The organism is Actinomyces johnsonii (assembly GCF_006546835.1).
Taxonomy (GTDB): Bacteria; Actinomycetota; Actinomycetes; order Actinomycetales; family Actinomycetaceae; genus Actinomyces; species Actinomyces johnsonii.
Window position 1 is genome coordinate 16988 of record NZ_VICB01000010.1, and the last position, 13213, is coordinate 30200.

8 protein-coding genes are annotated in these 13213 nt (G+C 69.6%); 3 read left to right on the forward strand and 5 right to left on the reverse strand.

The features are described 5' to 3' along the window. Positions 1–26 precede the first annotated feature (26 nt). Positions 27–572, reverse strand: a complete 546-nt coding sequence (locus tag FK256_RS07180; RefSeq protein WP_009234748.1) for a hypothetical protein — start codon at positions 570–572, stop codon at positions 27–29. Between the two features lie 244 nt (positions 573–816). Here FK256_RS07180 and FK256_RS07185 point away from each other — a divergent pair, with 244 nt between their 5' ends. From FK256_RS07185 to FK256_RS07195, 3 genes are read left to right on the forward strand one after another with little or no spacing between them, the layout of a single operon-like run. After that, positions 817–1383, forward strand: a complete 567-nt coding sequence (locus FK256_RS07185; RefSeq protein ID WP_231681187.1) for an FHA domain-containing protein — start codon at positions 817–819, stop codon at positions 1381–1383. 8 nt (positions 1384–1391) lie between these two features. Further along, positions 1392–3563, forward strand: coding sequence for an FHA domain-containing protein (locus FK256_RS07190; protein WP_141424271.1), 2172 nt, complete (start codon positions 1392–1394; stop codon positions 3561–3563). After that, positions 3563–5029: a serine/threonine-protein kinase gene (locus tag FK256_RS07195; RefSeq protein WP_141424272.1), complete on the forward strand. Its 1467-nt coding sequence runs from the start codon at positions 3563–3565 to the stop codon at positions 5027–5029. The genes FK256_RS07190 and FK256_RS07195 overlap by 1 nt, the downstream gene beginning before the upstream one ends. A 92-nt stretch (positions 5030–5121) precedes the next feature. Here the strand turns inward: FK256_RS07195 and FK256_RS07200 are convergent, their stop codons facing one another. From FK256_RS07200 to FK256_RS07220, 4 genes are read right to left on the reverse strand one after another with little or no spacing between them, the layout of a single operon-like run. Continuing rightward, on the reverse strand, positions 5122–8256 hold the full coding sequence (locus tag FK256_RS07200; protein WP_141424273.1) for an RDD family protein: 3135 nt from the start codon (positions 8254–8256) through the stop codon (positions 5122–5124). After that, positions 8253–10835: a transglutaminase-like domain-containing protein gene (locus FK256_RS07205; protein ID WP_141424274.1), complete on the reverse strand. Its 2583-nt coding sequence runs from the start codon at positions 10833–10835 to the stop codon at positions 8253–8255. Before FK256_RS07205 ends, FK256_RS07200 begins: the two co-directional genes overlap by 4 nt. Next, a complete protein-coding gene (locus tag FK256_RS07210) occupies positions 10832–12205 on the reverse strand; it encodes a DUF58 domain-containing protein (RefSeq protein WP_197274124.1) in 1374 nt (457 codons plus the stop codon). Before FK256_RS07210 ends, FK256_RS07205 begins: the two co-directional genes overlap by 4 nt. Before the next feature lie 5 nt (positions 12206–12210). After that, the gene (locus FK256_RS07220) at positions 12211–13176 is read right to left on the reverse strand and encodes an AAA family ATPase (protein WP_141424275.1); all 966 of its coding nucleotides are present in this window, start codon (positions 13174–13176) and stop codon (positions 12211–12213) included. Positions 13177–13213 lie beyond the last annotated feature (37 nt).

Consider the following 13213-nt stretch of genomic DNA (forward strand, 5'->3'; position numbering starts at 1 on the left):
GACGGTCGGTTCGGTCCGAAGACCGTTCAGACGACGGGGGCGACTTGACGGGCCAGCTCGACGAGGTGGTCCAGGTTGGGGGCGATGTCCTCGGCGGCGGCGCCCCACAAGCGCATCACCAGGTCCACCGGGACTGTGGGTAGCCCGGCCAGGCGCAGGACGACGACGCCCTGCGTGGGACCGTTCGACTCGTAGAAGGCGGAGAAGCCCACCATGTCCGGTCCCGGCCGCAGCCGCACCAGCTCGGCCTCGGGCAGGAGCGCGGCGATGATCTGACGCTGGGTGGCGCGGCGTCCCTCCTTGGAGCCGTCATCCTTGGCGATCTCCAGGCTGAGGTCGATAACGAAGGGCGGATGGGAGACGTCATCGATGTGCATGAGGCGCGCGAAGCGACCCTGGCGCTCCATGGCCTGCAGCTCGTTGAGCAGGGACTCCAGCTCGGAGCGCCACTGCGGGCCGGTCACTCCCAAGTGGGCGCTGCGGTGCCTCGCCTCCTCCCGCGCCCAGCCCGGTGGTGGGAAGGGCGGGATGATCACCCATCGCTGGGGATCAGGCGTGACCGCGATCTGCACTGTGTGCTCCTTCCGAGACCTCGTCTGACTGCGAGGCAGTGGACTGGGCGCTTACCATGTCTGTCCTATGAGGACCCGAGAGCGACATACGACAATTATGCCTGCATCCGCACGCCGCCGTGTGGTCCGCGTGCTGGTAGATGCCGGGCTCATCATCGCACTCTGTGCCGTCACGGAGCGCTGCTGTGGAATCTTATTCGCTGTTGGGGTGGTTGTGCTGCTTATTGCTGTGATGACTGCCATGATGGCGATAACCGGTGCCACACTCGGGGGGTTGGTGACGGGTGTCCGGCTTCGGAAGGTGACGGACCCGAATGGCCCACCCGGCCGCTCGGCGGTGATTTACGTCGCATTTTTGTGCTTTTCTTTGGTGGCAACCGCAGGGGTCGCCCCCTTGGTTTTGTGGATCCTCTCACTGTGGCGTGCTGAACAGCGCACCTGGTTCGACCGGTTGGCCGGGACGGTCCTCCTCAGCGCTAGACCGACCTCGGTGTGGACCTGCTCCCTGGTGGTTGAGGGGTCAGTAATCCCCGTTCTGGGGCCGATTATCCTCGGGCGAAGGCCCGCCCCGATCGAGTCCCACCCGGACGCTCAGCTCGTTGCGGTGCTCCGCTCGGAGGACTCCGTGTCCAAGACGCATGCACTGTTCGTGCCCGCCTCCGATGGGGTGCTTGTCACAGATCTGGGCTCCACCAACGGCACCCATATCGAGGACGAGGAGGGGGTCCACCGACTCTCGCCGGGCCGACCGGAGTACGTGCACCGGGGACGGCAGGCATACTTGGGTGACGGTGTCTGTATCGTCCGTTGAGGAGAAATATGATGACAAACAGCCCGAACAGCAGCGCGAACAACGAGGTCTGGTGGACCGAGGGTTCGTGGACGGGCGTGGTGACGCCACGTGCTGTGATGATCCTGCCCCCGTCGGTGCCGCAGGACCTCACTGAGCGCCTGTGGCGGCTGCTGCGCAGTGAAGAGGCTTCGCTGACGCGGGCCCTGGATGAGCTGGTGATGGGGATGGGCGGACGTCTGGGGGCGATCCCGGACTTCGTGCTCGCCGTTTCGGCGCCTGAGGACGTCTTCCACGTGGCGCTGCGCGGTGCCCCGCAGATGGAGGTCGACGGCAAGGCGCTGGACGCCTCCGCGGTCACTACCTGGTTCGAGACGACGGTGACCGGCCCCAACTCGGTCATCGTCAGTGCGCCCGACGGCGCCGGCCAGGTGCGTCGCCCGGCGGTCGACGCCGTCGTGAGCACTGGCCACCTGGTGCTGCGCGGATCCGAGAAGTCGGGTGGGGCCCCGTCCCCCAGCCACGCATCGTCGAAGGGGTCCGGCGACTCCGACGACGATGACCCTGACCCGGCCGGTCCTGACTACTCCACCATCTCCGCCGGCTCCCCCGGCTCCGCTGGCTCTGCCGGCTCCCCCGCCGCAGCGGTGAGGCCCTCTCGGACCTCCCGCCGGGCGTCACGCCGTTCCTCGCGCCGGCAGTCCGCCTCGTCGGACCACTCGGAGCAGGATGATTCGTCTGAAGGGGCGCCTGCCGAAACCGCCGGTTCTCCCGACGTCGTCGACGACCTCATCGAGATTGCCCAGAACAACGCCGAGCAGCAGGCCCTCGATGGTGCCGAGATCGCTGCGTCGTTCGAGGCCGGCGTGACCGGGCAGTCCGCCGCCTCTGCCGAGGTCTCGGGTGCTCCCGAGGATGTCGCCCAGGTCGCCGAGTCCGACGGGCCCGCCGATCTGCTGGCCGTTGTCGCCGGAATCACCGAGGCGGCTGAACCCGTCGAGGCAGCTGAGGAGACGAGCCTGAGCGCTGGCTCGGCCTCCAGTGCCCGCAGTGCCGAGCCCTTCGGGGCTCCCGATGCGACCGAGGACTCCCAGTCTCCTGAGACTGCCGAGGTCGCCACCCCGTCCTCGCCGGAGGCCTCCGACCAGGACATGATGATCGCCCCCGTCTTCGATATCCCGGCCCTGCCGATCCCCTCCGCTCCGGAGGCAGAGGCCATGATCCCGCCCCCGCCACCCCCGTCGAGCGAGGATCTTGAGGCTGCTGGTATCAAGGACGCTGCCACCGAGGTCACCGAGGTCGTCCAGGCCCCGGCCGACTTCGTGCCCGCCGAGGCCGCCGAGGCCGCTGTGGTCGCGGAGGCCACCGCTGTCGCCGAGGCCGCCGCGCAGGCGCACGCCGAGGACGAGCCCGTACGCTCCGGGGACCATGACGGGCAGACCATCAACGGCCTGCCCGAGGACCTTTCCCAGGAGCTGCGTGCCGAACTGCTCAACCAGGGGCTCGGCCCCCTGGAGCCGAGCCGCTCGGCGCAGTCCGCTGAGACGGTGGTCGAGTTTGTGCAGTCCTCCGCCGACGAGCCCTCCACCGGGGAGCTCGGTCGCGGGGACCATGACGGGCAGACCATCAACGGCCTGCCCGAGGATCTGGTGGGCGAGCTCGTCTCCCTTGTGGGCTCTGGGCCCTCCAGCCCGGCGTCCCCGGACTCGGCGAGTTCTCCCGGTGAGCCCGACGCCATACGGATCGTGCTGTCGGCGGTGTGCCCCCAGGGCCACCCCAACCCCACGAACTACACCGTGTGCCGTGTCTGCGGAGCCGAGCTCAACCGTCCGGCCAAGTCGGTGGCCTGCCCCCCTCTGGGACGCGTGGTCACCTCTGGCGGCGAGAGCATCGAGCTCAACCGTCCCCTCCTGGTGGGTCGCAACCCTGTGGCGGACGACATCACCAGCGTCGCGGAGGTCCCCCTCCGTCCGCTGACCGTCGCCAGCCCCAACCAGCTCGTCTCGCGCAACCACATCCTCATCGACTTGGATGCGTGGAGCGTGCTGGCCCAGGACCTGGGCAACTGCAACGGTACCGTTCTCAACCGCCAGAACGAGGCGCCCGTGCGCCTGTCCTCGGCGAACCCGGTACTCCTGCGCAGCGGAGACGTTCTCGACCTTGGCGACGGCCAGACCCTCGCCTTTGAGAATCTCCCCTGATGCTGGATCACAAGGGACCGCCTCCGGTTATCTCTGGGTTCACCTACCTGGAGAGACTCGGAGCGGGAGGCTACTCCACGGTCTACCTCTTCGAGCAGCACATGCCCCGCCGCGAGGTCGCGGTCAAGGTCATGAACGCTGACGTCGAGGACAAGACCGCCTCCCGCTTCGAGTCGGAGGCGAATCTCATGGCGCGGGTCTCATCCCACCCGGCCATCCTGTCCATCTACGGCGCGGGCGTCTCCGCCGATGGCCACCCCTTCCTGGTCATGGAGTACTGTCCGCCGCCGCAGTTGGGCGCCATCTTGCGCCAGGGTCCTCTCAACGTCGCCGAGACCCTGTCGACGGCGATCCAGATCGCCGGCGCGGTGGAGACCGCTCACCGGGCCGGCATCGTCCATCGGGACATCAAGCCCGCGAACATCCTGTTCACCACCTACCGTCGCCCGGTGCTCTCGGACTTCGGCATCTCCGCCATGAGCGGCCCGGAGGCCTCCGAGGAGCTGCGGGGGATGAGCGTGCCCTGGGCGCCTCCCGAGCAGCTGGTCGGGATGCGTTCGGCCAACCCCGCCTCCGACATCTACTCCCTGGGCGCGACGACCTTCGCGATGCTCACGGGGCGCAGCCCTTTCGAGACCGACGGGATTCCGGACATCTACGAGCTCTCCCGGCGCATCGTCAAGGATCCCCTGCCGCCGCTGGGACGCCAGGACGCTCCGCCGTCGCTGCACCGCGTGCTGTCGGTGGCCATGGACAAGAATCCGGACTCGCGCTATCCGACCGCCCTGGCCTTCGCCCGGGCGCTCCAACAGGTCCAGGCCGAGCTCGACCTGCCGATCACCACCGTCGATCTGTTCCAGGAGCCGGATAAGGCGGCGAAATCCGCGCGGCGTCCCAGCTCCGACGAGAACGACACCGCCACCAAGATGGGGGTGTTCAACCAGGTCGACGTCACCAGTGAGCACATCGCCATGCGGGTGGAGCCCGACGGCGACGACAAGCGCTCGCCGTCGGGCTCGGAGACTGGCGAGTCGAGCCGCCCAAGCCGAATGATGGCCGTTCTGACGGCCCTGTTGGTTGTGGCCATGGTTGCGGCCGTCATCAGCGCGATTATCTTCTCCCAGAACCGGGATACGCGGAAGAAGCCGGACAACCCCATTGCCACCATCGCTCCTCAGCCCGGTGCCAATCCGTTGCAGGCTTCGGTGCCGATGGTGGGCGATATCGAGGGCGAACCGCTCGATGACGGTACGGTGAAGTTCACCTGGGGCGAGCCTGAGACCGGCTGGACCGGCAGCTACCTCTACCGGATCAAACTGCCCGATGAGGACACTCAGGTCGACTCCATCCGCACCAACGAGGTCGTCGTCGAGGCGCAGGAGGGGCGAACCTGCCTGGAGGTCACCGCGGTGCGCTCCGACGGCAAGGCATCCCAGGCCAAGACCGCCTGCGTCGACACGCCCTGAAACTGGCACCGGCCGGACCGCAAAGCGTCAAGCAGTCGGGGCCCGCACTCTCGCAGAGTGCGGGCCCCGACGCTGAAGGAACTGTGCCGGGCTCAGACGACCTCCACCTTGAAGGCGATGCGACCGAAGTAGATCGTGCTGCCCTCCAGCGCCGAGAGCGCCTTGTCTGGTACGGCCTCGACGTTGCGCCCGTCGCGGTACTCCACCCGGGTGCCGTTGGTGGAGTGCAGATCGGTGACCCACACTCCGTCCAACAGCGGGAAGATCGCCGCGTGCGTCTTGGACACCGAGCGCGTGGGGTCGTCGAGGGCGACTCGTTCCGCGCCGGGGTAGGCGGAGATGTTGTCGGGATCGCGGCCCACGACCGTGGGCTCGTGGATGAGGATCGGGTTGCCGCCCAGCAGCGGGACAAGACGCACCGACAGGGCGGGGGCGGCCGAGGAGGCCGACGGCAGCGAAGGCGTGGCCGTCTGAGCGCTTGCTGCGGGCACCGGGGTGGGGACGGAGGTCCGAGAGGCGGGTGTCTCGGCGGGTGCTGCGGCACCCGCACTGCCGGCGCTGTGCCCGGTACGGGCCGCGCCGTGTCCCGATGCGCTGGCGGCGGTCGGACTCGGCCAAGCGTGCTCCGGGGTGGCAGGGGTACGGCTCTCACGACGCGAGGCCGGGGCCTGCGCGGCACTCTCGTCGTTGCGGGAGTCGCTGTGCGCCGTCCGTTCCTCTGCGGGCTCGGGGATCCCCGGTCCCTGGAAACGGTGTGAAGCGTGAGTGCGCCGCGACGGCGTCCCCTCCGATGCAGCCAGGCCCGCGGAGCCGCTGGCGCCGGAGGTCTGGGCGTGGCTGCGGTGACTGCGCACGGTGGGGTGGGCATTGCCCGCCGACGTCGCCGGTACGCCGCCGGGCACAGTGGCGGGGTCGGTCAGGTCCAGCTGGGAGGAGGCCGGAGAGGCCTGCAGGGGTGAGTCGTCGTCGGAGACGATGACTCCCTCCGGCAGGGAGTCCACCGTGGCCGCGTCCACCGAGGTGGGAACCGATGACCAGGGCACTGAATCGATGAGCGCCTGTGTGTTGCGGTCCTCCGAGGGCAGGATGCTGGAGGTGTCGAAGGTGTGCGCGACCTCCGGGGCCGAGCTCGCCCCGGCGGCGAAGCGGTGCCGCTCGGAGGTGAAGAGGCTCTCGCGGCGAGGAACACCGGGCTGTGACGCCGGCTCTCGCTGATCCTCGGCAGGGGCAGCAGACGAACCGGAGGACTTCTTACCGGAGCTACCGGGTTGAATCCTCCAGCGCTGGGCGTGGGCGTGTCGTGGTTCCATCGTCTGTGATGTTACGGCCTTTGTGGCTTTCGAGCGCGGGACTTGTGTCGATGGTGTCGCATCTTGCGAAGTTGAGGCCTGGTAGGTCTCGGAATCGGCCGCCGTTTTGGAGGATTCCGCTGAGGGCGTCGTCGCTTCCGGGGACTGATGGACGGCCGGGTGCCGCGGTGAGGAGGGAGCGCGGGTCGACGGCACCTCGGCCTCGTCAAGGGCATCGGAGTGCTCCGGTGCGTCCTCCACCGCTTCGAGGGTCGCGGTTTCGGCGTCCATCTGCGAGGACTGCTTCGAGGCGGGGCGGTCCGACCCGGAAGGGGCGTTGGCCGGCTTCGTGGGGGTCTGCGTACCCGTGGCCGTCCTGGTCGTTGCCGACTCTTCCGCAGTGTTCTGGGCGGGCGCCGCGGGCGAGGCGGCAGACGGTGCGCCACCGCCGGCCGAACGGTCGGTTGACGGCGCAGACTGCGCCGATCGTGTCGACTGCCTCTGTTCGGCCGACATGGCGGAGGCCTCAGCGGCGGCCAGCGTCGCGGAGGCCTGAGGGTCCATGGGTGTGGCGGAGGCCACGGCGACGGCCGCCGCGTCGACGTCGGAGACGGCAGGACTGGCGGAGGACGCCGATGCCGCCGAGGAGGACGACACAGTCGCCGCCCTGGTGGCCCTGGCCGTGGTCCTGGAGGCGGTTCCGGCCGTCCTGGGCGCCTGAATGACGCCGTATCCGTCGGCTGAGATCTTGCCTCTCGAGACCGCCGAGGAGTCGTCATGTGAGCCGGCGGCCATGGCGCGGCCGGCGTGCCGGGCGGGCTGACCGGGACGGGCGGGGCGGGGCCGGCGGATCGAGGAGGAGACCGGGTCCGAGGTCGTCGGGTGCGCGGTCCCACCGCGAGATGCGACGATTCCGGCCTCGGTGGCGCTCTGGGCGCCCACGGTGGCCGCGGTGGAGTCCGCAGCCTTCCGCGTGCGTGTGGAATCTGCCCGGGAGGCGCGTTTCGAAGCCCTTCCCGCCCTCTTATCCGCTCTCCTGTCGGCTTTCTCGGAGCGCCGGCGACGGGGCCGGGGAGTGCCTTCAGAACCGGTCGCGGGGGAGGACTGTTGAGTGGGCTCCGCCCCGGCGGCCTTCTCGGTGGGTTTGATGTAGAGGGCCTCGCGCTCGGCGGCGTCCCGGGCGTCGTCGGAGGCCGGAGTGCTTTGCGAGCCCGATGCGGGGCCCGCCTTGGAACCGGTCGGCGCACCGGCGGCGGACTCGGACGCGGAGACGGCGCCCCGATCGGGCCGGTTTGCCGCCCTGGTGCGCAGTAGCGCCATCCCGGAGAGTTTGTCGTGCCAGCCGCGCCCCTCGGGGTCTGCGGCCGCTGTGCGCATGAGCGCGATGGTGCCCAGGCCGAGCGTGGTGACGCTGATGGCCAGGATGAGGTCCGCGTGGATGAAGGAGCCCAGTGCTGAGGGGGCCTGGTTGCGGGCCCCCAGCATGCGGACCTTGAGCAGCAGTCCCCCCAAGGACCAGCCGGTGGCGGCGATGGCGAGCCATCGCAGAGCGACGACCACTCCGAAGGCGATCAGTCCACTGGTCAGGACCGGGCGGCCCCCCACCTGCCAGACGAGGGCGGTCAAACCTCCGGTCAGGAGCGACCCGACAGCGAGGTCAATGACCCCGGCAACGACACGAGCCCTGATCGGGGCCGGGGCGAGCCGACGACGGGGCGGGTGCGGCTTGTCCGCAGAGAGCTCCGAAGGCTCCGCGCCCCGTGTTCGGGGAGCGTCCTGCGGGTCGGCCTGGTCGCCGTCGGGACCGGCGAGGGTGACCGGCATCATGCCGTACGGGCTCACGATCGCGGCCTGCGACGCGTCATCGGACGATTGAGAGGACGTCGGTGGTCCCACAGCGGTCGGGGCGCCGCTACGGGCGTCAAGCGTGATCGTCATGACCGCAACCTCCTGGGTCGACGTGGCCGCCTCCCGGCGGGATGGATAAGAGAGCGTGGGGACAGGCGGGCCATCACCCGCCCCAGGCGCGAGCGCTGCGCGCCCATGGAGCGGACGATCACGTCTGAGGATTCCCACAACTCACCTAGAGCGTACGTTGCGGGCTCCCCAGAGCTGAAGACCTGGGTGTCAACTGCTCCGGCGAAGCGGGGCAGATCGACCTGCGGGAAGTGTGGGGACAGCTGTGCGGCGGCTTCCCGTCGGGTGGCGCCCCATCCGGGGACCCGCCCCAGGTCACGGGCACGGTCGAGGATCTCCTCCCAGGCACCCAGGGCCTTGCCGACGCCTGTGCGTCCACGCCGTCGGCTGCGTCTCCAGGCCTTCCATCCCAGGATGGAGCCCACGATCGCCGCGACGGCGAGGATGGAACCGCCGGCGACGATGACCGCGGTCGGCAGACCGCCCTTGTCGTCGTCCTGAGGGTCGTCGCGCTGGGGGTCCTCGTAGTTGGGGGGCAGCTGGGCCGGGTCCTCGTTGGGCAGCGGGGGCTGGAGGACATTGGGTTCGGGGTTGGAGACCTTCTGGGTGGTCTGCTGCTGGGGCACCTGATCGCGGTCCGGGGTCACGTCGAAGGACACCCAGCCCAGGCCCTCGAAGGGTATCTCCACCCAAGCCTTGACGTCCTCACCGGTGACGGTCTTGGCGTCACCGTCGGTGGCCGGGTCGAAGCCCATGACGATGCGGGCCGGGATGTTGAGCGAACGGCACATGAGCATCATGAGAACCGAGTACTGCTCGTCGTCGCCGATAAGGGAGTCCGCTTCCACCATCGAGGCTATGCGGGCGGCTCCGTGCCCCGGCTGCGAGGGGCTCTGGGTTCCGTCGGAGTAGTAGCTCGTACGCAGGCGCTGCTGGAGCGCCCGGATCTGGGCGATGGGGTTGGACTCCGCCCCGACGATCTCCTTGGCCAGAGATGCCACTGACGGCGGTACCTGCTCGATCGGGCCCAACGAGGTCTGTGCCATGGAGGCCTTGTTGAGCGCCGCTTCGGAGGGCGGCGTATAGGGAGCCACCCGCTCGGTGAGAACATCGCCCTCGGCCAGGCCGCTGGTGGCGATACCGGTGGAGGAGAACTTGTCGTAGTACATGCCCTCGCGTAGGGCCGACTGGCGCTGGCCGGAGGACTCGATGCGGATCGTCTCGGGCATGGTGGGGACCCAGGGGAAGCTGTAGTTCTCGATCGTCAGGGACGAGGTTTGCTTACGCCCGTCGATGCGGCTCGCCGTCAGCTGGGTCTTGTCGCCGATGCGCTCGAAGCGCGACTGGCCGTTCGCGTTCTGTCCGATATGGGCCGACAGGCCGTCGTAGGAGTCCAGGGCGGCGATGCGGATGCGCCCGCCCTTGGGCAGGTTAGAGGGCTTCATGAGCCGGGTGTGGGCCTTGTCGGTCTCCAGAGTGCGCACCAGGGACAGTGGACTGGCGTACTCGGTTAGGTCCAGGGGCGGCTGGAACAGATCGCGCACCACCGTCCGGGAGGTGGGAGCGGTGGGGGTGAGGACCAGGGCGGTTAGGGAGGTGACCAGGAGCAGGACTGCCGCGATGACCGCCCCGCGCAGGGCCGCTCGGCCGAGGTCTCCGGTGGAGCGGGCGCTGGTCGCCCCCGAGGTCGTGGAGAAGGAGCTCAGGTCCAGGGCCTCGATGACGTAGCTGCGCCGCTGCCGCAGAGAGCCGCAGGTCCACAGGGCCAGGATGCCGACGACGAATAGCGTGCCCAGCACGGTGGGGCGCACGGCCTCTTGTCCGCCCCAGCCGATGCCGACGGCGGGCAGCAGGACCAGGCTCAGCCCTGCCAGGACCTCGCGGCCGGCCAGAATGAGGCGGGTCGCCAGCGCCGAGACGATCAGCCCGCTCAGCCACGGCAGCACTGTCATGCCGCTGAAGGAGCTCAGTGGCATCGGCACGGTCAGGGCGTCACGCCACACGGTGACCGTGGAGGCCAGAACGGTCTTGATGGCCGTGAGCCCGGAGCCGACGTCGGTCAGCAGCCAGGGGGCCACCAGGACGTGCACCAGGGCCAGGGCGGCCATGCTCGGCAGCACCGACAGGCGCAGACGCGAGCAGACCATCGCGGTCAGGGCGCCGACGAGTGCTCCGTAGCCGACGGCCAGGCAGCCGGCGAGAGAGGCGAAGACCGGCAGGAAGGGGACCGTGCCGATGGCTAGGATCCCGGCCATCAGGGTCAGCTCGAGGGCGGCGACCGCCGGTGCGGGCGGCTTGGCGCCGCGCCTGGGGGGTAGGAAGCGCCGGGCCGAGAGCGCCGGTCGGGACGGGCGCGACAGGAGCGGGCCGGCCCCGGTGATTGACCGGGCCGGTCGGGTCGTCTCGGTGCTGTAGAGGCTGCGAGTACGCGACGACGTCGCCGTCGACCAGGAGGAGGCGGACTCGGGCGAGCGCGCGGAGGGCCGCTCCGCACCCCGCGAGGGGGCCTCGGCCGGGGACGGCGCCCCGGCGGGGGAGCTGGAGAGCGGAGAGTCCGCGGTGCGCGGCGGCAAGGTAGTCGAGGTCGTCGTGGGGGTCATAGTGCTCGCCTCAGGGCGGTGGGAAGCTGCTCAAGACGGTCCATGTCCACAACCGGCATCGTTCCGGCGTGGTGACGCGACAGGCCGTGCTGGCCTGCACGCAGAGTGACGGCCACCATGGACAGGGGGGCGAAGCCGCGGGCCCGGGCCAGGGTGGCGCGGTCGACCTGCTGACCGGTGACAAGGACGACGATAGAGGCCTCGGGGTGCGCCGTACAGGCGTGTCGCACCAGGAGGTCGCAGCTGATGTCGTCCTCACCGGTACTCAGCAGACAGGACGTGTCCAGCATCCGCAGGGCCGAGGAGACGGGCAGGGCGCCGATCTGGGTGATGAAGCGGACCTCACGCCCATCCTGGATCGCGTCCATGGTCAGGGAGCAGGCGATGGACACCGCGGTCTCGAAGTCCTCTTCGCCGGCGTAGTCGTCCTGGCGGGTGGACAGTAGGACGAGCAGGCTGGAGCGGCGCGTTTCCTCGAACTGACGGACCATGAGCTTGCCGGTGCGCGCGGTGGTGCGCCAGTGGACGTTGCGCCGATCATCTCCGGGAACGTAGTCGCGCAGGGCGTGGAAGGCGACGTCGGAGCTGGACAGGTCCTGGGTGACGGCGCCCTCGATGTCGCGCAGGACGCCGTGCAGGACGGTGCCTAGGCGCAGAGTGCGCGGGTGGATGTGGATGTGCTGCGGTGTGGTCAGGGAGCGCTCGCGCTGAAGCAGTCCCACCGGGTCGCGCTGAACCGCCAGGACCGGGCCCACGGTGACGATGCCGCGGCGCTGGGTGGGCAGAACGAATCCGCGCTCATGGATAGCCCGGGGGGTCAGGGTGGGGACGACGAAGACGGCGCGTCCGGGCCCCACCGGCATTTCCATGCGCGAGGGCAGCAGCGGCCGGGTGCGGGGGTTGGTGACGGTCAGCCGGATGAGGGCGTGGTCGCCCACGGTGACACGGGACTCGAGCAGGTTGTGGTTGACCGAGTACCCGCCGCGGGGGATGAGCCACAGCCAGGCGCTCGCCACGACAATGCCGACGACGATGGCGGCGCTCCAGGCCTCCTGCCAGCCCATGACGGCACCGGTCAGTCCGCAGGCCGTCAGTAGTGCCGCACTGCCCCATCCGATCGGGGTGATGGTGTGCAGCAGCCAGCGCAGTGGCCGCAGCAGTACTGCGACGGCATCGATCAGCCGGGATCGCGCCGGCCTGGCGGCCAGGGCGGCGCTCGCCGATGCTGATGACGCAGCGGGTGCCGGGGACGCCGACGCTCCCGGGGACTTCGGTGAGGCTGCGGCGGAGGCGGCGGATGCGCCGGTCCTGCCCGCGGACCCCGGGCGGGCCTGGCGGGCAGAGGTCTGCGACGTCGTCTGAGTCGGCATGCGGCTCAATCGCGGGTCGTGGGCGCGGGGACCTGGCCCAGGGCAGCGGTGATGACGCCGGAGGCGGTGGCGCCGGTGAACTCGGCATCGGGGTCCATGACCAGACGGTGGGCCCACACGACATCGGCGAGGTCCTTGACATCGTCGGGCAGGACGAAGTTGCGGCCCTGGGCGGCGGCCCAGACACGGGCGGCCCGGGCCATGCCGATGGCGCCGCGCGTGGACACCCCCATGCGGGTCTCCTCGGCGTCCCGCGTGGCCTCGACCAGGGCGCCGATGTAGTCCAGCACCGAGTTCTCGATGTGGTTGGTGGCGGCCAGGTCGGCCATGGATGCCACGACGGAGGAGGCCACCACCGCGGACAGGTTCTTGGAGCGATCCGGGTGGGCCGAGCTGGACAGGATCCGTGTGAGCGCCTCCCGGCCCGGGTAGCCCACGGAGGCCTTCATGAGGAATCGGTCCAGCTGGGCCTCGGGCAGGCGGTAGGTGCCGGCCTGCTCGATAGGGTTCTGGGTGGCGATGACCATGAAGGGACGCTCGGTCGTGTGGCGCACGCCGTCGACCGTCACCTGGGATTCCTCCATGACCTCCAGGAGGGCCGACTGGGTCTTGGGGCTGGCCCGGTTGATCTCGTCGGCCAGGACGATCGAGGAGAAGATCGGGCCGGCGTGGAAGTCCCATGAGCCGGTCTTCTGGTCGTAGATCGTCACACCCGTGATGTCGCTGGGCAGCAGATCGGGGGTGAACTGGATGCGCGAGTGTGTCCCCTGCACCGAGGCGGCCAGGGCCCGGGCCAGGGCCGTCTTACCGGTGCCGGGGGCGTCCTCGAGCAGGAGGTGCCCCTCGGAGAGCATGGTGGTCAGGGCCAGCTTGATCACATCGTCCTTGTCGAGCAGCGCCTGACCGACGTTGTTGACAATGGTGGAGAAGGCGTCAGCGAACCATGTCGCGTTCTCGGGGGTCATCGGCATGGAATCAATGATCCTTCGGGTGGAGGGGGGTGAGTGT